General features: G+C 46.2%; 28 protein-coding genes and 1 pseudogene. 1 reads left to right on the top strand and 28 read right to left on the bottom strand.

Annotated features, from left to right (window positions below):
- Positions 1-3 precede the first annotated feature (3 nt).
- From V7126_RS00820 to V7126_RS00690, 27 genes and pseudogenes are all read right to left on the bottom strand, one after another.
- Positions 4-699, bottom strand: coding sequence for a VWA domain-containing protein (locus V7126_RS00820; protein WP_046130321.1), 696 nt, complete (start codon positions 697-699; stop codon positions 4-6).
- A 341-nt stretch (positions 700-1040) separates the two neighbouring features.
- Positions 1041-1733, bottom strand: a complete 693-nt coding sequence (locus tag V7126_RS00815; RefSeq protein ID WP_046130320.1) for a VWA domain-containing protein — start codon at positions 1731-1733, stop codon at positions 1041-1043.
- A gap of 276 nt (positions 1734-2009) precedes the next feature.
- The gene (spoIID, locus tag V7126_RS00810) at positions 2010-3026 is read right to left on the bottom strand and encodes a stage II sporulation protein D (RefSeq protein ID WP_216899294.1); all 1017 of its coding nucleotides are present in this window, start codon (positions 3024-3026) and stop codon (positions 2010-2012) included.
- 202 nt (positions 3027-3228) lie between these two features.
- Complete coding sequence (gene murA, locus V7126_RS00805; protein ID WP_046130318.1) at positions 3229-4536, bottom strand: UDP-N-acetylglucosamine 1-carboxyvinyltransferase; 1308 nt, start codon at positions 4534-4536, stop codon at positions 3229-3231.
- A gap of 32 nt (positions 4537-4568) precedes the next feature.
- A complete protein-coding gene (locus V7126_RS00800) occupies positions 4569-5309 on the bottom strand; it encodes a YwmB family TATA-box binding protein (RefSeq protein ID WP_046130356.1) in 741 nt (246 codons plus the stop codon).
- Positions 5310-5454: 145 nt separating this feature from the next.
- Positions 5455-5688, bottom strand: a complete 234-nt coding sequence (locus V7126_RS00795; RefSeq protein WP_046130317.1) for a DUF1146 family protein — start codon at positions 5686-5688, stop codon at positions 5455-5457.
- 328 nt (positions 5689-6016) lie between these two features.
- A complete protein-coding gene (locus V7126_RS00790) occupies positions 6017-6412 on the bottom strand; it encodes a F0F1 ATP synthase subunit epsilon (protein WP_046130316.1) in 396 nt (131 codons plus the stop codon).
- 23 nt (positions 6413-6435) lie between these two features.
- The gene (atpD, locus tag V7126_RS00785) at positions 6436-7857 is read right to left on the bottom strand and encodes a F0F1 ATP synthase subunit beta (RefSeq protein WP_046130315.1); all 1422 of its coding nucleotides are present in this window, start codon (positions 7855-7857) and stop codon (positions 6436-6438) included.
- 25 nt (positions 7858-7882) lie between these two features.
- On the bottom strand, positions 7883-8737 hold the full coding sequence (gene atpG / locus V7126_RS00780; RefSeq protein ID WP_046130314.1) for an ATP synthase F1 subunit gamma: 855 nt from the start codon (positions 8735-8737) through the stop codon (positions 7883-7885).
- Between the two features lie 88 nt (positions 8738-8825).
- Positions 8826-10334 carry a F0F1 ATP synthase subunit alpha gene (atpA, locus tag V7126_RS00775; RefSeq protein WP_046130313.1) on the bottom strand — a complete coding sequence of 503 codons (1509 nt, stop codon included), beginning with the start codon at positions 10332-10334 and terminating at the stop codon, positions 8826-8828.
- Between the two features lie 7 nt (positions 10335-10341).
- The gene (locus tag V7126_RS00770; protein WP_046130312.1) at positions 10342-10896 is read right to left on the bottom strand and encodes a F0F1 ATP synthase subunit delta; all 555 of its coding nucleotides are present in this window, start codon (positions 10894-10896) and stop codon (positions 10342-10344) included.
- Entirely contained in the window at positions 10893-11411 is a 519-nt protein-coding gene (gene atpF, locus V7126_RS00765) for a F0F1 ATP synthase subunit B (protein ID WP_046130311.1), read from the bottom strand. The genes V7126_RS00770 and atpF overlap by 4 nt, the downstream gene beginning before the upstream one ends.
- Positions 11412-11573: 162 nt before the next feature.
- Positions 11574-11786 carry a F0F1 ATP synthase subunit C gene (gene atpE, locus V7126_RS00760; protein ID WP_020453260.1) on the bottom strand — a complete coding sequence of 71 codons (213 nt, stop codon included), beginning with the start codon at positions 11784-11786 and terminating at the stop codon, positions 11574-11576.
- A gap of 48 nt (positions 11787-11834) precedes the next feature.
- The gene (gene atpB / locus V7126_RS00755; protein WP_046130310.1) at positions 11835-12569 is read right to left on the bottom strand and encodes a F0F1 ATP synthase subunit A; all 735 of its coding nucleotides are present in this window, start codon (positions 12567-12569) and stop codon (positions 11835-11837) included.
- A 7-nt stretch (positions 12570-12576) separates the two neighbouring features.
- Positions 12577-12960, bottom strand: coding sequence for an ATP synthase subunit I (locus V7126_RS00750; protein ID WP_175076688.1), 384 nt, complete (start codon positions 12958-12960; stop codon positions 12577-12579).
- Between the two features lie 398 nt (positions 12961-13358).
- Positions 13359-13988 (bottom strand): uracil phosphoribosyltransferase, encoded by a 630-nt coding sequence (gene upp, locus V7126_RS00745; protein WP_046130308.1) that lies wholly within the window; start codon positions 13986-13988, stop codon positions 13359-13361.
- A 149-nt stretch (positions 13989-14137) separates the two neighbouring features.
- The gene (glyA, locus tag V7126_RS00740; RefSeq protein ID WP_046130307.1) at positions 14138-15385 is read right to left on the bottom strand and encodes a serine hydroxymethyltransferase; all 1248 of its coding nucleotides are present in this window, start codon (positions 15383-15385) and stop codon (positions 14138-14140) included.
- Between the two features lie 233 nt (positions 15386-15618).
- Complete coding sequence (locus tag V7126_RS00735) at positions 15619-16161, bottom strand: TIGR01440 family protein (RefSeq protein ID WP_175076687.1); 543 nt, start codon at positions 16159-16161, stop codon at positions 15619-15621.
- Positions 16162-16176: 15 nt separating this feature from the next.
- Positions 16177-16626, bottom strand: a complete 450-nt coding sequence (gene rpiB, locus V7126_RS00730; RefSeq protein WP_046130305.1) for a ribose 5-phosphate isomerase B — start codon at positions 16624-16626, stop codon at positions 16177-16179.
- 166 nt (positions 16627-16792) lie between these two features.
- On the bottom strand, positions 16793-17245 hold the full coding sequence (locus tag V7126_RS00725) for a low molecular weight protein arginine phosphatase (RefSeq protein ID WP_046130304.1): 453 nt from the start codon (positions 17243-17245) through the stop codon (positions 16793-16795).
- A gap of 142 nt (positions 17246-17387) precedes the next feature.
- On the bottom strand, positions 17388-17948 hold the full coding sequence (locus tag V7126_RS00720; protein ID WP_046130303.1) for a manganese efflux pump MntP: 561 nt from the start codon (positions 17946-17948) through the stop codon (positions 17388-17390).
- A 70-nt stretch (positions 17949-18018) separates the two neighbouring features.
- Complete coding sequence (locus V7126_RS00715; protein ID WP_175076686.1) at positions 18019-19062, bottom strand: L-threonylcarbamoyladenylate synthase; 1044 nt, start codon at positions 19060-19062, stop codon at positions 18019-18021.
- Positions 19063-19220: 158 nt separating this feature from the next.
- The gene (locus tag V7126_RS00710; protein WP_046130301.1) at positions 19221-19664 is read right to left on the bottom strand and encodes a GNAT family N-acetyltransferase; all 444 of its coding nucleotides are present in this window, start codon (positions 19662-19664) and stop codon (positions 19221-19223) included.
- A 337-nt stretch (positions 19665-20001) separates the two neighbouring features.
- Entirely contained in the window at positions 20002-20661 is a 660-nt protein-coding gene (gene spoIIR, locus V7126_RS00705; protein WP_046130355.1) for a stage II sporulation protein R, read from the bottom strand.
- A gap of 120 nt (positions 20662-20781) precedes the next feature.
- Complete coding sequence (locus V7126_RS00700; RefSeq protein ID WP_175076685.1) at positions 20782-21966, bottom strand: MFS transporter; 1185 nt, start codon at positions 21964-21966, stop codon at positions 20782-20784.
- Positions 21967-22379: 413 nt separating this feature from the next.
- Positions 22380-23228: an HAD-IIB family hydrolase gene (locus tag V7126_RS00695; RefSeq protein WP_046130299.1), complete on the bottom strand. Its 849-nt coding sequence runs from the start codon at positions 23226-23228 to the stop codon at positions 22380-22382.
- Positions 23215-23526: pseudogene (locus V7126_RS00690) on the bottom strand (DegT/DnrJ/EryC1/StrS family aminotransferase); the annotation flags it as partial. The pseudogene V7126_RS00690 and the gene V7126_RS00695, both read right to left, overlap by 14 nt.
- 353 nt (positions 23527-23879) lie before the next feature.
- Between V7126_RS00690 and V7126_RS00685 the strand changes: the two are divergent.
- The gene (locus V7126_RS00685) at positions 23880-24869 is read left to right on the top strand and encodes a LacI family DNA-binding transcriptional regulator (protein ID WP_046130297.1); all 990 of its coding nucleotides are present in this window, start codon (positions 23880-23882) and stop codon (positions 24867-24869) included.
- A gap of 95 nt (positions 24870-24964) precedes the next feature.
- Here V7126_RS00685 and prmC read toward each other — a convergent pair whose 3' ends face one another.
- Positions 24965-25846: a peptide chain release factor N(5)-glutamine methyltransferase gene (gene prmC / locus V7126_RS00680; protein ID WP_046130296.1), complete on the bottom strand. Its 882-nt coding sequence runs from the start codon at positions 25844-25846 to the stop codon at positions 24965-24967.
- Position 25847 lies beyond the last annotated feature (1 nt).

Below are 25847 nucleotides of genomic sequence, written 5' to 3'. Positions count from 1 at the left end.
GGATTAGTCAGACAGTTTTTCGCCTTCTTCTTTCCATACTTGTTTAAATTCTGCCGCTGAATCGGCTTCAATCAATTTGCCTCCGCCTGCTTCTGCTACATTTTGCAGCTTCGTTTTTTCATTTGCCGTTTGCACATCAAAACCAACGATATTGACGATCGTTTTGATATTGGATTTGCGCAGGTCTTTTGCTGCTTGAACAGGGTCTCCTCCGCACGTTTCCTCACCGTCTGTCACGATGTAGACGTAATTTTTCCCGTCTTTATCAGACAGTTGATCTTTTACATCATAAAGAGATTTTGCAATCGGAGACCAGCCTGTAGGCTTGATTCCGCTTAATGCCGTTTGGAATCCGTCTGTCGAAAACGGCTGCAAATCAAAAAGCGTTTCTGTCGTTCCGCATGATTCCGCTTTTCCTGATAATTTGTTGTTACCTTTATGTCCGAACACATTCAGCATGACATTCGCATCGTCTGAAAGCAAATCAGCGAAATCGTTGACAGAATCTTTGGCGATGTCGAATTTCTTTTCCCCATCGATTTTTCTTGCCATGCTTCCGCTTGCATCGAGTACAATCGCGACGTTTTGTACGTCTTTTTTGCTGCTGTCCGCAGCATTTCCGCCTTCAGCCGCAAAAGCCGACGGTGCCAAAGACAAAGCAATCGCGAACGTGGACAATAAAGCGAGTCCTTTTTTCATCCTTTCACATTCCTCTCTTCAATTGGTTTTCAAGAGCTTGTCCCCCCGGGAACAAGTTCACAAACATCGTAAAAGAAGGTCTGACAGAAATAAATAGGCCGTAAATCCTTTTTGAAATCGCTTGATTTTCAAAATTCTTACTCGTTTCGAACGACAATTTCACTTAAGTCCTACCAATAAAGTCTGCTAAAAAAGCCATGATCCTCCCAAAAAAGTGCAGAGACAGCCGATAACACCGCCTAAGGATGGAGAGGTGTTCAAGGTTCTGACACAGGAACTTAACATTTGTAATGTCATACGCACAAAAAAAGCCCGCGGCTATCTCCGCGGGCCTTCAATCATTATTTTGAAAGCTTGACGGCTTCCTGAGTAAAGATTTTTTTAATGTCGTTTTTCGTTTTAGCCTCGAAATATTCGCCGCCTCCAGCTTTTGCAATGCTCGTCAGCTGGCCGTGATATCCTCTGCCGTAGTCAAAACCGATGACATTGACAACCGTGTCGCGGTCTGATTTGCGCAATTCTGTCGCTACTTTGACAGGATTTCCTCCGCACGTTTCTTCACCGTCTGTCAGCAGATAAACAACGTTTTTCCCGCTATTGTCAAGCTGGTCAAATGCATTTTTGGCGTCCTGCAGCGCGTTTGCAATCGGCGTCCAGCCTGTCGGCTTGATGCCGTTCAATGAGTTGCGGAAGCTTTGTTCCTCAAATGGCTGGAAACCGTATACACCTCTGATTGCATTACAAGATTGGATCTTTCCTGAATTTTTATTGTTTCCCTCTGAACCGAAAACCCGCATAAGTACATTTGTATTCTGAAGCTTGGAGCTGAAGTTGAAGGCTTCTTGTTTGGCAAGCTCGTACTTCGTTACTCCATCGATTTTTTTCGCCATGCTTCCGCTTGCATCAAGCATGATCGCAACGTTAGGCGCATCTTCTGCAACAGCTGCCTCCTGCTTCTTTTCCGCCGCAAAAGCAGGCGATCCCAAGCTTAAAACCAAGGCTGTCAGAATACCTACTGTGAGTTTTTTCTTCATTCTCCCCTGTCTCCTTTCATTTTTAAGATGCTAAACACTTATTATCGTAGAAGAACACCAGGGAGAAATAAATAGGGCATGCCTCCTCTTCACCGTTATTTACTTTTGCATATATGAAGCGCTTCAATTGGTCATTAACACCCGGCCCGCCGCTCGTCTGCATCGAATTAACGTTCTTTGGACGCTGTTCGACAAGCCCTCTGGCACATTAATTTTGAAATATTTGTATCCTGATTTCAGGCAGATGAGCGTCATTGCGTTGACACATTTGGTAACCTATTTTTTTGCCGTATATTTGTTTAAAAACTCACCTGCGTTGGATACTGCTGTTCCTTTGTAATAATATTTGACGATGTCCTCTGCTTTTTTTCCGTCCTTCGCCATATAATGAGCCCCATATTGGCTCATTCCGACGCCGTGGCCGAATCCCCTCGTCGTGATGATGATTTGGTTTCCTTTCCTTTTCCAATCAAAATCGGCCGATTTCAGGTCAAGCTTTTCGCGAATATCCCTTCCATCCAGCTTCTTTCCGTTGATCACAGCCGTTGCCACGCGCTTTCCCGGAGTCCGCTTCGTTATATTTCCGACGTTTGCCGAACCATCGAGCGTAACGCCGAGCTTTGTCTCGAATTCAGCGACCGTAAAGGTTTTGTGATTTAAAAATTTGGGCGATTGTTTATCCCAGGCGCTTTTTACGCTTTTCAGATAAGGGATATCACTTGTCCAATAGGCTCCTGCATTTTCCGTGTAGCCGTTGCTCGTCGAAAAGAATGAAGCATCAATCGGTTTATGGTCATAGGTTAAAATTTTTCCTTGTGTACTGGCAACAGCTTGTGTCACTTTCTTGATTTTCCAGTCATAATCATCCTTCCAAATCCGGCGAAGCTCTGATTTGCTTTTATACACCTGAAACATTTGCGTATCATCGACAAGCGAACCTTTCGGAGATTGGACGGCTTGATCTGATACCATTTGCCTCACGATGTACGTGCGTGCTGCAAGCGCTTGTGCTTTCAAAGCTTCGATTTCAAAATCAGCCGGCATTTCAGAGGCGACGACCCCGATGACATACTCTTCAAGCGGGATATCTTCTACTTGGCGGTCAGCCGTTCTGTAGACCGGAATCGAAACGGGAGACTTTTTTAATGCCGCCGGCTCTTTTTCCTTCTTTATCCCGGTGTGTTTGGCGGTCTTTGGCGTCCCGGCTTCCCCGTGAAAAGGAAGAACAAGCAGTGTTGGTACGAGTAAAATCAGCATGCAAATCCCTGCTAGTACAATAAATAGCTGTTTCAAATTAGCTGCCCCCATTTCTGTTTTGTCTCTTTCATTTTATGGGCGGGGACAAGCTAATATGACAGTACTTTTTGGCTCTCTATATGTATGTAAACCGCGCTTTCGGTACATAATGATAGATATGGGAGACATATTGATATAGAATGATTGAACGATAAAACAAAAATCAGTATGTCTGCTCGACATACTGATTCATAAAATATTATGCATTAACATCTGATACAACTTCTTTATTTTCAAGATGAACTTCTTCATCATTAACGCGTTCAATATCAGCACCAAGGTTCGCGAGTTTTTGATGGAAGTTGACATATCCCCGATCCAAATGCTTTAACTCTGTAACGCGTGTATGTCCGTCAGCAACAAGACCGGCAAGAACCAGAGCCGCACCTGCACGCAAGTCTGTTGCGGCCACCTCTGCGCCTTGAAGCTGGACAGGACCGTTAATGATGACAGAACGCCCTTCAATTTTAATATCTCCGTTCATTCGGCGGAATTCTTCGGCATGCATGAAGCGGTTTTCGAATACGGTTTCCGTAATCATGCTCGTTCCGTTTGCACGCATTAAAAGGGCCATCATCTGCGACTGCATATCAGTCGGGAAGCCCGGATGCGGCATTGTCTTTAAATCGATCGGCTTTAATTCTGCCGGACCGATAATCCGAAGACCGTCTGCTTCTTCGATAATTTGAACGCCCATTTCTTCCATTTTCGCAATTAAAGATGTCAAATGCTCAGGAACAGCTCCCTGCACGAGAACATTCCCTTGCGTGATCGCAGCGGCTACCATGAAAGTTCCCGCTTCAATCCGGTCAGGGATAATGGTGTGCTTGGCGCCGTGGAGCGTTTTAACACCTTCAATTTTAATGGTGCCCGTACCGGCACCTCGGATTTTTCCACCCATTGCATTAATGTAATTGGCCAAGTCGACGATTTCAGGCTCTTTCGCAACGTTTTCAAGAGTCGTCGTGCCCTCAGCCAAAGAGGCAGCCATAATCAGGTTTTCGGTCGCTCCGACACTAGGGAAATCAAGGTAAATCTTAGCGCCCTGAAGGCGGCCTTCAACAGTTGCTTCAATAAAGCCGTTTCCGACCTTAATCTTAGCCCCCATTGCTTCAAAACCTTTCAGATGCTGGTCAATCGGTCTTGATCCGATCGCACATCCTCCAGGGAGTGCCACTCTAGAATGGCCTGTGCGAGCAAGAAGCGGACCCATTACCAATACAGATGCACGCATTTTCCGAACATATTCAAACGGAGCCTCAGTTGATAAAGCACGAGATGCATCAACTGTAACTGTATTATTTTCAAAATGAACATTTGCGCCTAAATGACGTAACACTTCGTTAATCGTATATACATCGGAGAGCGTAGGCACATCACATATTACGCTTTTTTCTTCACTGGCTAATAAAGATGCAGCGATTACTGGTAAAACGGCATTTTTTGCTCCTTCAACTTTGACTGTGCCGTTTAACTTTCGACCGCCGCGGACGATGATTTTTTCCAAGGTATTCCCCTCCGCGTCCCAATTTCTCTATATTAATATTCAGTCGTGACGATTGGTGTTCCAACCGTGACGGTAAGTTTTTCGCCCATTCCCGCGTTTCTAAGCGAGACTTGCAAATTCATTTGATGTTTTTTTGTTTTGATGGATTCCTTCCACTCGTTAGTAAAGGCAGAAACAGATACGAAATTTGGTTCGATTAAATCCTCAACTGACGTTGCGTTAAATTCTTTCAATAGCTCGTTTGCTTTTTTTTGCAAAACAACATCCATCATACCATTTAGATGGCCCTTTAGACAAGTAAAAACTGCGGTCTTTTCTCGCATTATATCGAATGCATCCCGTTCAAACTGCTCATATGTATCGTTCCAGTTTTCCCGTAGGCCCGCGCCTTTTTGCTCATATAATATATACGAAACAGGTTCCTCGTTTTTGAGGGTAGAGACCACATGTATTTTTGAGCGGACGCGATTTTTTGGGTCAGCATACATTCCAGTCGCTTTTACTGTGCCGTCTTCCCTTGTAAAAGTCCATTCATACTGTCGATATTGCTTCTTTAAATGTTGCACTTTTTCAAAAAATTCTTTTTCATTAAGCGAAAACTGTTTTTTTGTATGCAGCGTCCATTCTTCAAGAATAATATCGTGGCGGACCAACCCTTCGGCAAGCTGCTCAAGCGGTGTATTCCCCGCGGCATCAAGCGTTCTAAATACGTGAACGGCCAGAAATAAAATCACAATAAAAATGAGGGCGTTAACCGTTTGTTTATTTTTCATCACGCACCATCCTCTCCTACTCTCCATTTTTGACGGATCGAAGGAAAAGCATACGTGGAAAAACAAGGTCAGTCCCGCAAATTTGCCGATGGACTGACCGCGGTTTTATCCCACATTTGTCCATACTCAAATACCGATTGGCGAATTATAAAAATAAATTTTGCAGCTGTTTGGAATAATAAAGATAATCCAAGAAAAAGTTGCTGACCGTTGAGCCGATCGCTATCGTGAGCAAAATCATCAAGAGCCTCGCCTGCAGGATTTTTCCCTTCCTGATAAGCGGATCGATGTTGACCGCCAGAAGAGCCCACCAGGTCAATGCAATAAAAAAAAGATGAACGAAAATACTGACAGCAGCCTGTTGTCCGATCTCTTCCATTACTGATGACGCCTCCTTACGTTTTCTCTTCTGATGCGGAATAAGGATAAACGCTGATCATTGCAAATTATTTTATCAGTTTTAATGTTTGGTGTTAATACTAATGTGCATAGAACTTCTTTCCATATCCGGGAGGTCCCCTGTTTGAAGAATGACTGCGGAAAGTAGATTAGGTGAAAAGATAATCCCTCTCCAAAAAGGAAGAGAAAATAGCTTACTATTTTGATTATAGAGAGATTCAAATCAAAAAGTTGAACAATTTGTGAACTTTTTTCAACATTTCACATATAAAAGATCCTTCCCATGCAAATGGGAAGGATCAAAATCTTTATTTTGCAACTTCAAGTCGATTAATCGCTCGTTTTAAAGCAAGCTCAGCCCGAACGATGTCAATATCTGGAGAATGTTTTTGCAGACGTTCCTCTGCACGCCGTTTTGCGGCCAAGGCGCGTTCTTTGTCGATTTCTTCAGATGTTTCAGCCGTCTGTGCCAGAATGGTGACATGATCAGGGCGTACTTCCACTATTCCCCCGCTGACGGCAACCAGCTCAGTTTGACCGTCTTTTTTCAGACGGACTGCAGCAATTTTTAGCGGAGCAACCGTCGGAATATGGCCGGGCAAAATGCCCAGCTCACCGCTCTCTGCCCGAACGCTTACCATTTCTATGTCCGCATCGTATACTGGGCCGTCGGGAGTAACGATATTGACTTTTAAGGTCTTCATGCTTTTACCCTCCTAGGACCCGTTTAGACTTCTACACCCATTTCCTTCGCTTTTTCGACAACTTCTTCGATCCGGCCGACAAGGCGGAACGCATCCTCAGGAAGGTGGTCATACTTGCCTTCAAGGATTTCTTTGAAGCCTTTTACAGTTTCTTTGACAGGTACGTAAGAACCTTTTTGTCCAGTGAACTGTTCAGCTACGTGGAAGTTTTGCGACAGGAAGAATTGTACGCGGCGAGCACGGCTTACGACCAGCTTATCTTCATCAGACAACTCATCCATTCCGAGCATCGCGATGATATCCTGAAGCTCTTTGTAGCGCTGCAGGATTTGCTGAACGCTGCGCGCCACTTGATAGTGCTCTTCACCGACGATTTCAGGCGAAAGCGCACGGGAAGTGGATGCAAGCGGGTCAACCGCAGGATAAATCCCCATTTCCGACAGCTTACGCTCAAGGTTCGTCGTCGCATCCAAGTGAGCGAACGTCGTAGCCGGCGCCGGGTCAGTGTAGTCATCCGCAGGGACGTAAATCGCCTGAATCGACGTAACAGATCCGACATTAGTTGATGTGATCCGTTCCTGAAGCTGACCCATTTCGGTCGCAAGCGTCGGCTGATAACCAACTGCTGAAGGCATGCGGCCAAGCAAGGCGGATACTTCAGATCCTGCTTGTGTGAACCGGAAGATATTATCGATAAAGAACAATACGTCCTGGCCTTCTTTATCACGGAAATGCTCAGCCATAGTGAGTCCAGTAAGCGCAACGCGCATCCGTGCGCCAGGCGGCTCGTTCATCTGGCCGAAAACCATTGCCGTTTTATTGATAACACCGGAATCTTTCATTTCATAGTAAAGGTCATTACCTTCACGTGTACGCTCTCCAACGCCTGCAAACACTGAGATACCGCCGTGCTCTTGAGCGATGTTGTTGATAAGCTCCTGAATCAATACCGTTTTACCAACACCCGCACCGCCGAACAGGCCGATCTTTCCGCCTTTAATGTACGGAGCAAGCAAGTCGACAACTTTGATTCCCGTCTCTAAAATTTCAACCTCTGTTGACAGCTGATCAAATTCAGGCGCTTTTCTGTGGATCGGATCTTTCGGAGTATCAGCCGCGAGCGGCTCATCCAGATCGATTTTCTCTCCAAGCACGTTGAATACGCGTCCAAGCGTCGCGCTTCCTACAGGAACGGAGATCGGCTCTCCAAGATCGACGGCTTCCATTCCGCGCGTTACGCCGTCCGTAGATGCCATCGCAATCGTACGAACTGTATCATCGCCCAGATGCAGCGCTACTTCAAGCGTCAGTTCAACGTCTACTTCGTTTTCGTTTTGCGCTTTGTGTGAAATTTTAATCGCATTATATATTTCAGGTAAGTGACCGTCTTCAAAACGAACGTCAACGACCGGTCCCAATACCTGGCTAACGCGTCCTTTTTTCATCTCTATCCCTCCTGACAAACTTTTTCTATTCTAAGGCAGCTGCACCGCCGACAATTTCCGTAATTTCCTGCGTAATCGATGCCTGACGGGCACGGTTGTATGACAGTTCAAGGTCGGCGATAATCTCTTTTGCATTGTCTGTCGCATTTCTCATCGCCGTCATTCTCGCAGCATGTTCGCTCGCTTTGCTGTCAAGAAGCGCGCCAAAAATCAAGCTTTCCGCATACTGGGGAAGGAGCACTTCCAGAATCTCTTCTTCATCCGGTTCAAACTCAAATGACGTCTTTTTCTTGTTAGGCGCAATATCTGTCAAAGGCAGCAGCTTTTTCTCCGTTACCTCCTGGGAAATCGCGCTGACAAAATGGTTGTAGAACAAATACAGTTCATCAAAGGTTTCGTCAATAAACATTTGCACCGTGCTGTTCGCCAAATCTTTGATTTCTGAAAACGTCACTTCGTCCCTGATCCCTGTCATTTCAGAAATGACAGGAATTCCGCGCTTTTTAAAGAAATCACGGCCCATTCTTCCGACAGCGATGACCGCATACTCATCTTTGGATTGATGGCGTTCCTGAATCCTTTGATACGCCTTGCGGAGCACGTTTGCGTTAAACGCCCCCGCCAAGCCGCGGTCAGCTGTGATGACAAGGTATCCGGTCCGCTTCACCGGGCGGCTTGACATCATCGGGTGCCTGCCTGTGTATCCGATCGCTATATCGGCAACGACTTCCTGCATTTTTTCCATATAAGGAACAAACGATTTCGCTTTGTTTTCAGCCCTGTTCAGCTTTGAAGCAGAAACCATTTCCTGGGCTTTCGTAATTTGACTCATTTTTTTATTTGAAGCAATCCTGGATTTAATATCCCGTAATGAGGCCAAAAGGTTTCACCACCTTTTTGTTTTCAAATTCCTTCGCATTGACGTGAAAAAGAGAGAAAAAGATAGCCTTTTTCTCACTCTTTTTTGTTTAGTTGCTTGGCGCGAACGTGCGTTTAAAGCCTTCGATTGCACCCTTCATGTCCTCATCGGCAGGAAGGTTTCCTGTCTGCGCGATTGAATCGAGCAGATCTTTATGATTTTGGTCAAGATACATAAAGAGCTCTTCTTCAAAGCGTCTGATATCCTCAACAGGCACATCGTCAAGGAAGCCTCTTGTCAGAGCATAAAGAATCGCAACCTGCTTTTCAACGCGAAGCGGTTTGTGCAGATCCTGTTTAAGTACTTCAACCGTACGGGCTCCGCGATTCAGCTTCGCCTGTGTCGCTTTATCCAAATCTGAGCCGAATTGTGCGAATGCTTCAAGCTCACGGTATGATGCCAAATCAAGACGCAGCGTACCGGCAACTTTCTTCATCGCTTTGATTTGCGCGGATCCGCCGACACGGGATACAGACAATCCCGGGTTGACCGCAGGACGCACGCCAGAGAAGAACAAATCAGACTGCAGGAAGATTTGTCCGTCAGTGATTGAAATGACGTTTGTCGGAATGTACGCCGAAATGTCGCCTGCTTGCGTTTCAACGAACGGAAGTGCCGTCAAAGATCCTCCGCCTTTGGCGTCGCTCAGTTTTGCAGCGCGCTCAAGCAAACGGGAGTGAAGATAGAATACATCTCCAGGGAATGCTTCACGGCCAGGAGGACGGCGAAGAAGCAAGGACAGTTCACGATATGCGGTAGCCTGTTTTGAAAGGTCGTCATATACAACCAGCACGTGCTTGCCGTTGTACATGAATTCCTCTCCCATCGCAACCCCTGCGTACGGCGCAAGGTACAGTAAAGGAGCAGGCTGTGAAGCGGAAGCCGTCACAACGATCGTATAGTCAAGGGCGCCGTGTTTGCGAAGCGTTTCGACAACGCCGCGGACTGTTGATTCTTTCTGACCGATCGCGACATAGATACAAATCATATCCTGGTCTTTCTGATTCAGAATTGTGTCGATCGCAATCGACGTTTTACCCGTTTGACGGTCACCGATAATCAGCTCACGCTGGCCGCGGCCGATCGGAATTAAAGCATCGATTGATTTGATTCCCGTTTGAAGCGGCTCGTGTACGGATTTACGATCCATAACCCCCGGAGCCGGACTTTCAATCGGACGGGTTTTGCTCGTTAACACCGGACCGAGTCCGTCGACAGGCTGGCCTAGAGGATTGACGACGCGTCCAAGCAGCTCTTCGCCGACAGGGACTTCCATAATCCGGCCCGTTCTTTTCACTTCATCGCCTTCGCGGATGTCTTTGAAAGGTCCTAAAATAACGATACCTACGTTGGATTCTTCAAGGTTTTGGGCAAGGCCTAAAACTCCGTTTGAAAATTCAACAAGCTCACCTGACATACAGTTGTCAAGGCCGTGTACGCGTGCGATACCGTCACCAACCTGAATAACCGTACCTACGTCGTGAACTTCTATTTCAGACTGATAGTTTTCAATTTGCTGTTTTATGAGAGTGCTAATTTCTTCAGCTTTGATGCTCACTTAGGTTTCACCCCTTCTTTCGATTTTCACCTGCTAATTGGCGCTCTATGCGGGCAAGCTTTCCGCTTACGCTGCCGTCATAGATGCGGTTTCCAATGCGGATTTTCACTCCGCCTATCAGATCCGGGTCCACTTCGTTTTTCACGCGTAATGAAGCGGCTCCGGCTTTTTTTGCAAACACTTGGGAAAAAGAAAAAATTTCTTCTTCGCTGAGCGGTTTGACAGAATACACGACCGCGTCTTCTGTCTGGCGATGCCTGTTGGCCATTTTGACATATTCGTCGGCAAGATCCGGCACGATCGAAATGCGGCTTCTGTCAATCAAAAGGTACAGCGTGTTCAAGACTGCAGTCGAGGCAGACCCGAACGAATCTTTTAAGATTTGCTTTTTCTTTTCTGACGGCACTTTTGGATGGCTCAGCACGGCGATCAGTTTTTTATGCTCTGAAAACAGTTGTTTAACAACGGTCAGCTCTTCTTCTATTTCGTTCACAAGCTTGGACTCAAGCGCGATATCAAAAAGAGCGGCTGCATAGCGTTTTGAGACAGCTGATTGGCTCATCGGCTTTCTCCTACTTCTTTAAGATAATCCTGGATTAATTTTTCCTGAGCTTGTTCGTCCAGCTCTTTTTCGATTACTTTCGAAGCGATCATGACGGAAAGTGAAGCCACTTGTTCGCGCAGTGCGCTGACAGCCTGATCTCTTTCCTTGACGATCTCGCTTCTTGCGGATTCTTTCATGCGCTCCGCTTCCTGGCGCGCAGCCTTAATGATTTCTTCTTTTTGCTGCTCTCCCAGTTTTTTCGCATTTTCAATGAGCGAATGGGATTCTTCGCGTGCTTCCTTCAAAAGCGCCTGCTGCTCTTCAATGAGTTTTTTCGCTTCTTCATGCTTTTTCTCGGCAGACGTAATTTCGCCTGTGATGTAGTCTTCGCGTTCTTTCATTATATTTAACAGCGGTCCTAAAGCGTATTTCTTCAAGAGCGCTAATAAAATCAACATGGCAACAAGCTGGAACAGCATCGTTCCGGCGTTAAACCCAACTCCTGCTCCCATAACCTGTGGTATAAAAGACATCGAATACGGCAACTCCCTTCTTGCAGATTATCTCTCAAGACCGTTTGAAAAACCCCCCTCTATCAAAAGAGGGCTTCCTGCGGGCCGGACAGTTCAAGCAACCATAAAGCAATGGCGAAGGCCATAAGTGATCTTCGCCATTTACTAAAGATATCTAGGCTTTTAGCCGAAGAATGCTAGGAAGGCAATTACAACGGCGATAATCGGAAGGGCCTCAACCAATGCAACCCCGATGAACATAAGCGTTCTTAACTCTTTACCAGCTTCAGGCTGGCGAGCGATGCCTTCTACCGTACGTGATACGATCAAACCGTTACCAATACCTGCACCAAGTGCACCTAATCCAATTGCGATTGCAGCTGCTATTAAATTCATGAAAAAGTTCCTCCTTTAATTGTTATCCTTATCGGATATGTCTTATTATTAATGTTCATGACTAACTTTGTGAGACATGTAAACCATTGTCAGCATCGTGAAAATGAATGCCTGGATTGTACCTACGAACAAGCTGAACGCCTGCCAAACGATCATCGGCACAACCGCGCCAACCGTTCCGACCAGTCCCAGGAAAATGTTTTGGGAATAGAAGTTAGTCGCCAGTCCCGCCAATAGGCCGAGCAAAATTTCGCCGGCAAAAATGTTACCGTAAAGACGCAATCCCAATGTTAATGTGTTCGCGAATTCTTCTATGATTTTCAGCGGAACCAAGTACGGAATCGGTCTGACGAAATCCAAAGCGTATTCCTTCAACCCTTTTCTCTTCACCCCGTAATAATGGGTCAGCGACACAACCATTACGGCAAGAGTTAATGTAACCGCAGGATCTGCTGTCGGCGATTTCCACCATAATTCATGGCCGACTGTAATGGAAAACGGCAGGCCGAGCATATTTGCAACAAATATGTACATTAAAAGCGTCACGCCGAGGGCGAGAAAGTCTCTGCCGATTTTAAGATCCATTGTACTGCCGATAATATTGCGCACAAAATCGACAATCCACTCCATGAAGTTCTGTGCTTTCCCGGGGCGGATCGCAAGTGTTCTTGTGGTCAGCACCGCTATCAGAAAGACGATGATGCTTGTTACGGTGATCATGAGAACGCTTGTTAAATCAAAGGTAAGGCCTAGAAACTCAACTGTTCTGGATTCGTGATTCAAAGGGTTTTCACCTCTCTTCCATTGATGAACGTTTTAGCTGGATAAAGGAATCTATCATAATGACAGGGTAAATTGTCATCAACCCCACAATGACGCCTGCCAAATGAATATACTCAGGAAATTTGAAAGCAATGGCCGCCGCTATGATGGCATTGCACAGTCTGGAGGCGGTCCCGATAGAGCGGATCATTTTGCCCTTCGCCACTGCTTTGTCAAAGGCCTGCATCCTCTTGGTCAGCAGCCAGAGATTGAAATTGCCGAAAACAGCGCCGGTAATCAGGCCTAAAAAAACCGCCTGATATGGCAAAAATCCATAGCCTAACACGCAGACTGCTAAAATATATAACATATATTTCTGTTGCCTACGGAATGAAAGACTTGCATCGGTCATTAAATACGCTCCTGATGAAAAATTTTAATATATCTATCTATGATTACGGTAAACTAGGCGGTTGACCATTCGACAGAACAAAGCGTTCTGTTCAAGACTTCACACACCCTGAAATTGGTCGGGTGAAATTCAGTCTGTCGCCTGCCAATATGGGGTTTTCAAAGGATTTTAACAGAGGACTGGTCATTATGATAACCGCTATGAAAACCTTATCATAATAGCCTATTTTAGCATACAATAGCCCCCCTAAGGTGTCAATCTGTTTAAAGTTAAAAAACTTTTCATAATCAGGAAGCTTCTCACAAAATGTTCACAATTCCGCCTTATTTACCGCATACATGTTTAATTATGGAATAAAACACAAAAAAAGAAAACCCTTTTTCAGGATTTTCTTGTCTTTATTTCGTTCCGAACATCCGGTCTCCGGCATCGCCCAAGCCGGGAACGATATATCCTTTTTCATTTAATTTTTCATCGAGTGCAGCGATGTAAATATCGACGTCCGGATGGTGCTTCTGAACTTCATCAACGCCTTCCGGTGCTGCGATCAGGCACATAAAACGGATGTTTTTCGCACCGCGTTTCTTCAGGCTGTTCAGCGCTTCGACGGCCGAGCCACCGGTTGCAAGCATCGGATCAACAACGATGAATTCGCGTTCTTCGACATCAGACGGAAGCTTGACATAGTATTCAACAGGCTTTAGCGTTTCTGGATCTCGGTAAAGCCCCACATGACCGACCTTTGCCGCCGGGATCAGCTTCAAAATGCCGTCCACCATTCCAAGCCCTGCTCTGAGAATCGGAACAACGCCGAGTTTTTTACCGGCGATCACGTTTGATTTAGCTTTTTGAACAGGTGTTTCAACATCGACTTCTTGAAGAGGAAGATCGCGCGTTATTTCAAACGCCATCAGCGTTGCAACCTCGTCCACAAGCTCCCTGAACTCTTTCGTTCCGGTCTTTACATCGCGGATGTATGTAAGCTTATGCTGTATAAGCGGGTGGTCAAATACGTATACCTTTCCCATTTCCGTTTTCAGCTCCTTTTTGTTGTTTCCGAAAAAACGGTCATTTTTTCACACTTCTATTGATTCTACAAAAAAAAACAGCAGGTTTCAACTAAAATCGGCGCAAACACGGCAAAAAGCCGCCCATTTAAGGGGCGGCGGGATTCATCTTAGTAGTCCAATCCTGTATATAAAGGAAATTTGTCTGTCAGGGCTTTTACGCGGTTTTCCGCTTCTTCAAGCTTCGCCTTGTCATCATGGTTTTTCAGCGCGAGCGCGATAATCGCTCCCACTTCTTCGATCGCTTCAAGGTCAAAGCCGCGGCTTGTAACCGCTGCTGTACCGACGCGAATTCCGCTTGTGACAAAAGGCTTTTCCGGATCATACGGAATCGCGTTTTTGTTCACTGTTATTCCGACTTCATCAAGTACATTTTCGGCGATTTTGCCCGTAATGCCGAGAGAACGAAGGTCAACAAGCACAAGGTGGTTGTCGGTTCCGCCTGAAACAAGCTGAATGCCCTCTTTCGTCAATGTCTCCGCCAAGCGCTTGGCGTTGTTGATGACGTTTTGCGCATACGTTTTGAACTCGTCTTTCAAGGCTTCGCCAAAGGAAACAGCTTTCGCGGCGATCACGTGCATTAACGGTCCGCCTTGAATTCCAGGGAAGATCGCTTTATCAATCTGCTTTGCAAACTCTTCGCGGCATAAGATCATACCTCCGCGCGGGCCGCGCAGTGTTTTATGAGTCGTCGTCGTCACAAAATCGGCATAAGGAACAGGATTCGGGTGAAGACCCGCAGCAACGAGCCCAGCGATATGCGCCATGTCAACCATCACGTACGCTCCGATTTCATCGGCGATTTCGCGGAACTTTTTGAAGTCGATTGTGCGCGGATATGCACTCGCTCCGGCCACGATCAGCTTAGGCTTATGTTTGAGCGCTTTTTCACGGACATCTTCGTAATCAATGTATTGGGTTTCTTTATCAACGCCATACTCTACAAAGTTGTATTGAACACCGCTGAAGTTAACGGGGCTTCCGTGCGTCAAATGTCCGCCGTGGGCAAGGTTCATTCCGAGCACCGTATCGCCGTGCTCCAAAATGGTGAAATATACGGCCATGTTTGCTTGTGCTCCTGAATGAGGCTGAACGTTGACATGCTCGGCGCCGAAAATTTGCTTCGCGCGGTCGCGGGCGATGTCTTCCGCAACGTCTACATGTTCGCAGCCGCCGTAGTAACGCTTTCCGGGATACCCTTCTGCATATTTATTTGTTAAGACGGAGCCTTGCGCTTCCATGACCGCTTCGCTTACGAAGTTTTCTGAAGCAATCAGCTCAATCTTCGACTGTTGACGTTTCCGCTCATCCTGGATGGCGCGAAATACTTGTTCATCTTGCGCAGCTAAATGTTTCATCAGCGAGATCCTCTCCTATCTGTTTCCATTTCGTTAATTATACCATCTCATTGTACACGGTTTTTCATGCAAATGTAAGAGATTATTTTTAAAATTCGTTTTTTATTGTTCCGAAAACCGAATATTTAAAGATCACAAGAATAGTATAGTTCGACATATCGCTTGCAAAAACATTATTTCAAAAAAGAAAAAAGCCGGATGATCGGTACATTTTTTGCATCCGGCAGCTTGCGTCATTCGGTTTCATAAACGGCCCGGGCTCCGCCAATCAGCTTGGGCCTTGTCCGCGCAAGCGTCACATGCGCCTCGCCGAGCGTCTTTTCGGAGACGCGGACGGGAACTGCGACAGGTTTTAAATGCATTCCGATGAACGTGTCGCCTATATCGATTCCCGCGTCGGCTTTTATCTCTTCAACAAGCACCGGCGCTTTCATTTTTCTGAACGCGTACGCGGCCATCGATCCCCCGGCCTTGGGAACAGGAACGGCAAAAACGGTCGGCAGGCGGAGGGCTCGGGCTGTTTCTTCTTCAACGACCAGCGCTCTGTTTAAATGTTCGCAGCATTGGAATGCAAGAACGGCGCCCGTTTTTTGCCGAAGCGCCTCAAGACCGCTGTAGATCGCAGCAGCTATCTCTTCGCTTCCTGACGTTCCGATGTGCTTGCCGGCCACCTCGCTTGTGCTGCATCCGATCACAACGACCTGGCCGGCTCGCAAGACCGCTTCTTTATGAAATTCTTCCAGAATAGAAGTCCACGTCTGTTCGAGATTTTTCATAAACGATGACACCCTTTATATATGCTTGTCTTCATATTCGGCGATTTTTCCGATGCGGACCGCATGACGACCCGCCGTAAATTCAGTCGTCAGCCAGACTTTTGCGATTTCCCTCGCCAATCCCGGGCCGATCACCCTTTCACCCATTGCCAGAACATTTGTGTCATTATGCTCTCTTGTCATTTTGGCGCTGAATACGTCATGAACAAGCGCGCAGCGGATGCCTTTGACTTTATTGGCCGAAATGCTCATCCCGATGCCCGTGCCGCAAATCAAAATCCCCCTGTCCGCTTCTCCGTTCGCCACTTTTTGGGCGACCGGAAACGCATAATCCGGGTAATCCACAGATCCTGAACCGCATTCACAGCCCAAATCTTCATATTCGATGTTCAGCTCTTCCATCAATGATACGATTTCTTTTCTAATATTGATCCCGCCGTGATCTGATGCAATGATTACTTTCATGGGATGATTCCTCCTCATTTTATGTGTCGCAAAGGATGCGAAAGACCGTTAAACAAGGCGGCCGCCGGGCGCTGAATGTTTGACACGTCTTTAATATGCGATGTTTGATTATGTCTTATTTTACTCTCTGCGGTCCGTTTTGCAACCGGGCCCGGCTCCGCTTCTTTCACCTTGCGTGTCCGGAAAGCTTATCAGCAAGCTGATGCAGCAAATGCTCAAGCTCATCCCTTGTTTTTTGATAATCGCTGAGGGATCCGCCGAACGGATCGGTGATGTCTCCGGTTTTCCCTTTGACATACTCTTTTAATGTAAAGATTTTGCCTTGATGGTTCGGATATTCCTGCTCCGCTAAATGCTTATGCTGCTCTGTCATCGTCAGAACGAGATCGGCCCATTCGACCTTTTCTTTGGAAAGCGGAGCTGACGAATGATTGAGCGCGATATTTTTTTCAAACAGAGCTTCGACCGCGTACAATGAAGCCTTGCCGTTTTCAGGAGCAAACAATCCGGCCGATTTGACGGAGACGTCCAGCTTTTTCCGGGAAGCCGCAGATTTAAAAAGCGCTTCAGCCATCGGGCTTCGGCACGTGTTTCCAGTACAGACAAATAGTATGTTCAATTTCGTTCACTCCTTTCCCTTATTATAATGGATTTAACCGAAAAATAATAAATTCCGCTTCAGAAATCAAAAAGAGGGGTTTCCCCCTCTTTGCCGACTTTATTATGTTATGGAAAAGCGAATGCATTCTTTCGCCTATTTTTTAAATGGGCAGCAAAAGCTTTAATCCAAAACTGAGCAAAATGGCACCGCCGAGCGCTTCGCTGTACGAGCCAAGCCACGCTTGAACTTGCTTTCCGAGCAAAAGCCCCGCCCATGTTAACACCATGCTGAACAAACCGAATAAACAGATCGTTAAAATCGGCCTTGTTCCGTAAAGGCCCAGACTGAGGCCGACTGAAAAGCTGTCAAGGCTGACGCCGACGGCAAAAATAAAGAGGCCGAAGCCGGAAGGAGAAACGATCCGCTCCTCTTTGTTACTGAAAGACGCGGCAATCATTTGAATGCCGAGCACCAAAAGGAGAGCCCCGCCGATATACCCTGCGAGCGCACCGAGCGCGCCTGACAGGAACTGCCCTGCCAGCATTCCGCCAAGCGGCATGATCAGATGGAACAATCCGATAATAACGCCGATGTGAAAGATTTGGCTTCTTCTCAGCCTGGCCATTCCCATTCCAAGTCCCACCGAAAAAGCATCCATGCCGAGTGCAAAGGCCATGATACTCAGCGTCAAAATTTCACCTATCAACACGTCAACATTCATGAGATTCCCCCTTGGACACGCCAGCTCTTCTAGCTTATGCACGTCCAATAAGGGATAGAACAATCCCGAGCTACGCTTCGATCACACGGTGTCCGGCCGCTTTCATCAGCCTGTTCATTACCGCACGGCCCACGCCTTCCTCAGGAAAAGACTCGGCAAAAATAAAGTCGAGCCCGCATTCGTCAAAGCTGCGAAGAGCGTCATACAACCCGGAAGCAACCGTTTCAAGGCGGTCTCTCCTTCCGCAGACGCGGACGGCATCCGCCTGATATGCGCTTGCCCGCTCTTCTGTGGTGAGAACGCCGACTTTCATTCCGTCTTTTCGGTATTGCTCAATCAGCCTCTGTATGTCTTCAGGGCTTCCCTTTACGATCGCAAGCGGCGCTTCCGGCGCGTAATGGGTGTATTTCATTCCGGGCGCCAGCGGCGCTTTCTTTTCATCCGTGATTCCCTGATCGATCAAGACGGGACCGACTGCTGTTTCGAGCTGCTCTTTTGTGACGCCGCCGGGCCTTAAAATAACCGGCATGCCCCGGGTGAAGGAAACAACCGTTGACTCCACGCCCACCCCGGTAGGCCCGCCGTCGACGATCCCGGCGATCCGGCCGTTCAAGTCGTGAACGACATGCTCTGCTTTCGTCGGACTCGGTTTGCCGGATACATTTGCGCTCGGAGCCGCGACAGGAACGCCTGCTCTCTTTATCAGTTCGAGCGCAACCAGATGATCGGGCATTCTGACGGCCACCGTAGCAAGCCCGGCCGTCACCCTTGTGGATAACGCTCCTTCCCTGCACGGCAGAACGATCGTCAGCGGCCCCGGCCAAAACAGTTCCATAAGCGTTTTGGCCTTCTCTGAATCAACCTCGGCAAATTCGTTCAACTGGCTGATATCGGCGATGTGGACAATGAGGGGATTGTCGCTCGGCCGTCCTTTTGCTTCGTATATTTTGGCAACGGCGTCTGTATTCTTTGCGTTTGCACCAAGGCCGTAAACCGTTTCCGTCGGAAAGGCAACCGTTTCATTATCGCGAAGCAGCATTGCCGCTTGTGTAATTTGTGGATAGTTTGTGGACAAATCACCTTTTGCATCCACAGTCCATACTTTTGTATTCATTCATATCAGATCTCCCTTAACAAACACTAAAAAACCTTAATTAGTCATATAAATCATGTTGAAAAGTATAAAAGATGCACGCAAAGAAAACAAGCGTTGTCCACAAATTGTGGATAACGCTATTGAAACCGTGGATATCTCTGTGTATAAATCAGCTGTTATGCTGACGTTTTTACCATTAAAACAGCTCCGTTTACCTTCAGAGATTCTGAGACATGTTCGGAATGATATAGTTCATTCGGCACGTTTTCCGCTTGTTTAAAGCCCAGCACCTCTAAGAAATCCATGGACGTCCGCTTGTTTGCGATTAAATACAATGTATGAATCTCCCTCTTGTCACACAGTGCCTGCATGCTTTGAAACAGAGAGACGATATGGGCCTGACTGATCTGATCAGAAACGACAAGCGAGCGCAAAAGCCCTTTTTTCTTTTGAAATTCTTCCATCCCGAGGCAGGCGACGATTTTCTTCTGGGGATCTTCCATCATGATGAACTGGCCATGATTTGCTTCAATTCCTTTATGGCTTGTCCCCGCCTCTTTTAAGAAGGATTCAATCGCATCCATGTCTTTTGCATCCGCTAACCTCAATTGGTAGAACATCTTTTCACCCCGTTTTTTAGCTTCTCTATTCAATCTATGAGGGCGACAGTAAAATATACCTTTTGATTTGGAAGAAAACCGACTATTCATTTTTCAATCTTGATTAGCAGGAACTCGCGCTTTAATAAGTATACAATCTAAACATTTGCACTATTGATAAGACATTTTCTCTTCTGCCGCGCAATAAAGGCGCATCCGAAAGGAGCAATAGACACATTTCCTCCCCGCACCGTTTTGGAAAATTATATCATATCGTAAGAGCTCGAATAACCAGCAACAAAAATAATAGAATTCAAACAGTAAAAAAACCGCCCTGCTCGAAAGCAGGGCGGTCTCTTCAAGAGAACAGCCCGGTAATCCACTCGACAAGAAAGAATTTAACTTCTTTGTCGTCTTCTTTTTCTTTGCCTAACGCCATTGTATCCGCTGCGGCTTCTTTCTCTTCATGCCGTTCCCCGGCAGCGGTTTGTTCGTCTTCAGGCGACTTCACGGCTTCCCCATTCGAAAAGTCAAGAAAGCACAGCGGCGGAAACAGGACGCACCACCAGTTTGCTCCCTCTCCTTTTCCGAGCGTGATTAAAACCGCTTCATATTCTCCGGCCGGATACACCATATTGCCGTAAAGCTTTGTCGGAAATGAAACTCGATCAAAACGGACAGACACGGATTGCCGGACATTTTCGCGTTTCATGATGTTCTTGGCAACCTCTTTGATTTCGGGCAGCTTTGACCTGATAAGTTTTCTCGCTTCCTCAACCGAGGTCAGGTTTTCCACCCATTTCGTAATTTGTTTATTGACCTCATCCCTGATTTTGCGTTTGATGCTTTGGTCGCTGCCGCTGTCGCTGTTTGCCAAAATCCGAAGCCTAATCGCTTCATCAGGAATCACGGCAGGCTTTCCGCCTGATGATTGGGCCGTCTCTTCCGCCGTCAGATTTGCAAGCGCTCCTATTAATAATAGAAAAATATACATACAGGCAATGTTTGATTTCTTCATTTTCCCCACCGTTCCTCTCCGTTCTTCAACCTTTTCTAGCAACATTATGGTCAAAGATGGAACGTTTTAAACGGATGCTGAAAAAAATCCTACTAAGCTTGCAATCTCTCCCTAAAAGGTCTACATATCCAAATGGCTCTGCTTGTTTTTTTGCAGACCTGATAAAAAAATCACCGCGCTGATCACCAGCAGCAAGCCCCCCAATCCGACGAACAATAGAAACGGAAAGACAGCGGCTGCGCTGACATCAAGCGCCCACCCGATCAAGAAAGAAAGAAGTGCTCCGCCTAAGCTTGCGGATGAAATGAAGAAACTGGTTATTTCTTCTGTAAAAGGCCTTCCAGCCAACGAGGCCAGAGTGACAGCGCACGGAAAAATACCGGCTGCTGACAGCCCGATGAAAAATACAAGGAGCAGCTGTGTTTTGTGAACCGGAAAGTACGCCAAGATCAAAAGCAAAGCGGTCAAAGCTGCGGCGCTGAAGATCAGAAAGGAAACAGATGTTAAGCGACCGCCCAAAATACTTGTTAGCAAACGTCCGCACACTATTCCGGTCCAAAAAAGCGAAACGCTGATCACGCTGATGTCCCCGGCTCCTATTTCAAGCATCAGCGCCGGCAGAAAGTTTGCGAAATTGGTCTCAATACCCGCATAAACAAAAGCGAAAATGAGAAAGAGGAGAATGTTTTTTTCCTTTCTTCCGATTTCAAATATGGCTGAGGCAGTCGGTTCTACTTGATCAGCCGTTTGACCGGATGTAGTGTCGGGGGTTTTTTTGCGCAAATAAACCGCCCACATGCACGTAAGCGCAAAAACGAAGATAAATAGAGCGTACAAGGGGAAATGCCAAGTATATCGTTCCGTAAGGATATAAATTAGAAATGGAAAAAGCAAAGCGCCTAATCCGAAAAAAACCTCCAAAATATTCATCCCTTTCGCATTTTTATACTGCGTAATTACATATGCTCCCACCGTTGTTTCTAAAGTGCCCGCGCCAAAGCCCAGCAAAAACCCCATGATGATGAAAAAGATGAACATATCAAAAAGGAAGACGCCTAAAAGCGTAATGAGAATGAGAAGAAGACCAAACGTCAATACAACAGCATGAGAGGTGCGTCTGACAAATATCGGCGCAAGCAGAACGCCGTTTAAAAAACCGGTGAATTGAAAAAAGATCAGGAAGGATAGATCGTGAAGACCCCGTTGATATTCTTGAATGATATACGGCGACAGGCTCCCCAGCAGGATATGGATAATCCCTACAAGAAAATAAAACGAACAGCCGAATAGAAATATTTTTTTCATTTGATTCACTCCTTCGTTGCAGACATAAAACCCTTGCGGCCATTGGTACGGCCGGCAAGGGTTTTTCATAAATGCTTAGTTTGCTTGTTTTGAAAGGGACAACTGCTGACCTTTATTGAAAAATTCATTTAAATAGAACTCCCGTTTTGTATCCATCTTCAAAAGTGGCAAGAGAGTTGAAATTGCTTCATCCATTGGATCAGCTGAACTCTGAAGGAATCGGCCCATCCGTAAAATTCATTTTCAGTGTCTGTCAGCCACGTGTCCGGCATCGCTATCATCCGCTCGGTTAGCCCAGTCTTAAGCAGAAAACTCATTTTTCTGTCGCGAATGATAGTAAAATACGCCGTTTTGGCAGTTGACCTCTATGCTAAAGCCGCACTCATCGGTTTTTGTGCATTTAAGGACACTTCTTATCGTTTGATATTGGCTTTTAGCACTTCTAAAATTCCAGCCGTATAGCTACCTTCTGTAATACGGGAATGGAGCGACTTGGCTTCCGCTGTCGCATTCCCCACCAGATAACCATGTCCGGTTTTTTTAAGCATATCCACATCGTTTCCGCTGTCGCCGAAAGCAAATGAATTCTTCCTCTCTATCTCGAATTTATCCAATATAAAATCCACAATGTACGGTTTGCCCGTCCGTAAGGGGATAAAGTCCACATCATAGCTGTTTTCCGGATCGCCTGCCAAAGGGTTGCAGCGGTTGATATTCACTCCTATTCCATGCTCTCTTGCAAGCCGCCTGACGGCTTCAAGCGCTCTCTTATCTGTGCTCTCATCCGACGATGTATAGTAATAGTTGATTTTATAGCGGGAAAAACCATGCTGAGTCTGAGGCACAAGCGCAATCTCATATTTTTTAGAGAGAGTCCGCATGATTTCTTCGACAAGCTCATGGGAGAAATTTGATTCTTGCAATCGGGCTTCCCAATCTTCATCAGAGTCTTGACCTTCTTCAGAGAAATAGGTGATGTCAGTGCCAAGATCACTGGCTATAAAATGCGGAAGATAACGAAAGCCTCCCCGCTTCATTTTTGCAAGAACGGATGATAGGCTGCTCCCGGTCACCCAGCCGAGCAAAATCTTGTGATCAAGATGGTGCGAATGAATAAATGTTTCAAGGTCCATAAGCGCTTTTCTCGATTCATCGGTGATGCTGTGGGCGAAATATGTCTCATCAAAATCGCAAAATACGGCGTACTTCGGTTTGTTTACTTGCTGCAAGGTGTGAAAAGAAAGTGTTTCATGATACGACATCAATTAAAGCCTCCATTACTTTTTTTGTTCTTCTGCGGTAAAGTCCAGAATAGAGAGGACGCTGAAGCATTTGTTTACGCACTGATTCAGTGACCGGAAGCGATTTGTGCTGATGATGGGATAAAATCGAGTAGTATATATCTGTTTTGACATTGTGAAATTTAAGCATCATATCTTTGACTCGGTCTCGATTTCCGTTTATTATTTTTATTGCAAACAAATGCCATGCGTGATCATCGGTCATTTGCAGCAGTTTGATCAGACCTCTGTCTTCATACTGCTGCAAATGCACAATATAACGATCTGCTAAATATAAGCTTTTAAGATTATTTGATGAAGCGGCATAAAATCAACTCTGGAGGGCGGGAAATCCATTCTGTTCAGCAAATTGACGGTCATGTCGAATTGGTCCTGCAGCATGTCTCTTTTCATTTTTGATTGGCCAGTGTGTCGTCTATACGGCATTCACAAGCGAGCTTCCCTTCCTTCAAATCATTCATTCAGAAGCACAAATAGCTGTTTGCTTGTGCAAGTCATGTTTTCGCTTGCGGTTTTCATCAATTTCACCCCATAGGAAATTGTCTATTTCATGACATATCTTAAATGATGGAATCGATACCATAACAACTCTTTTTTTCAGGAAGTGATTTTATGCCTACGATTGATGAAATTGCAAAATTAAGCAATGTGTCAAAAACAACTGTTTCAAGGGTACTGAACGATCATCCCTATGTATCTGAAGAAAAAAGGAAGCGGGTTTTGGAAGTCATCGAAAAATTGGACTACATCCCGAACATGTCTGCACGAAAGCTTAGATCCAACAAAACGATGTTTCTCGCAGTGTCCGTCCCTCACGCGGACCACCCATTCTTCGCGCAGCTCATGAAGCATATGTCCGCTGAGGCGCTGAAATACCAATACAAAGTCATTGTGTTTCAGACGTTTTATCAAAAGCAGAATGAACTGAAAGTACTGGAGCTGCTCAAGAGGAAAGAAGTCGACGGCGTCATGTTATGCAGCCTTGAAAATGAATGGGATGTCATCAAAAAATACCTCAAATACGGTCCCGCAGTCTTGGCAAATGAATTCCACGCCGAAGCGGACGTGCCGGTGATCTGCTATGACGAATTCGAAGCCGGATATAAAGGAACGGAGCTTTTTATTCAAAAGGGGCATCATTTAATGGCCTTTTGCTGTGACACGATACACAGCAAGGCCCAGATTATGAGAAAAGAAGGGTTTATGAAAGCATTGTCTGATGCAGGTTTACGTTTCCAGGAGAAGTGGATGTTCAGCCACGCATTTACCATTCATGACGGCTTCCGCATTATGGACCAGATCCACCACATGTCCGAAAAGCCGACCGCCATTTTTACGGGAAACGACCAAGTGGCCGCAGGAATTATTAAAAGGGCCCTGTATTATCAATATGAAGTGCCAAAGCAGCTTGCAGTGCTTGGATATGACAATCAATCGATCTGTGAGGTGACCGATCCGGAAATCACGACAATCGATATACCTGTTGAAGAGCTGGCTCAAAGAGCAGTATGTGCAATGGTAAACCTTCTGAGTGGGGAAAGCAGCTTACAGAGGAATGTCGTGACACTGTCCCCTACATTAAAAATAAGACAATCTGTTTAGGGTATATATTAATCTTGAACTATTTTTTATTTTATTCCGATAAAATCACCTCTTGAAAACAGAAAAGCAGACCGCCTGAACAGACGATCTGCTTCTTATTGCGCCGGAGACATCCGGCCTTTTTCGATTGCAGCGCAGACGATTCGGTCTTTTCCATTCAGGTCCTTTTTCACCTGGACGTCCGCATCAGGAAAGAAACGGTGAAACATGTCCCTGACGGCGCTCCCCTGCGTCCAGCCGATTTCAAAAACAACCAGCGCTTTATCTCCAATGACAAAAGGAATTTCTTTCATGAAACGCTTATAAAACTGCAATCCGTCAGCACCGTCCGTCAAGGCTCCCGCAGGTTCATGAAGACGGACGACATCGGACAGCGTCCTCATGTCTTCCTCAGATATATAAGGAGGATTCGACACAATGACATCCGCTTTTTTGTTTTGCTTGATAAGCGGCTCAAGTAAATCGCCGCCGATGAAATCCACTTTCGCTCCAAGCCGGCAAGCGTTGTGTCTTGCCGTACTTAAAGCCTGTTCCGAAATATCCGTCGCCGTAACGGAAAAACGCGGGCTCTCAAGCGCAAGGGTCACCGCAATCGCCCCGCTCCCAGTACCGACGTCGACGGCTTTAAGGCGCTCCGTTCCGGGAAAAACTCTTTCCGCTTCGGAAAGAACCGCTTCAACGACCTCCTCTGTTTCAGGACGCGGAATCAGAACGTGTTCATTTACCGAAAATTCCCGTCCGTAAAAGGACTCTTTTCCGGTGATATATTGAACAGGCACTCCTTGACGATGAAGCTCGACAGACTTTTTAAACTTCAAAAAATCAGATTCTGATATGACATCATGGAAGCTTGCCAGCAGTTTGCTGCGGTCGATGTTCAGCTGATCTGTCAGCAAAATTTCCGCGGCGTTTTGATCTCTGCCCGCTTCAATTAAATAAGAAGAAGCCCACTTGAGGGCTTCGAAAACCGTTTTCATC

Source organism: Bacillus sp. JJ675, assembly GCF_036963165.1.
GTDB lineage: Bacteria > Bacillota > Bacilli > Bacillales > Bacillaceae > Bacillus > Bacillus glycinifermentans.
The sequence above is the reverse complement of the archived record's forward strand: the minus strand, read 5'-3'. Positions and strand labels throughout refer to the sequence as shown.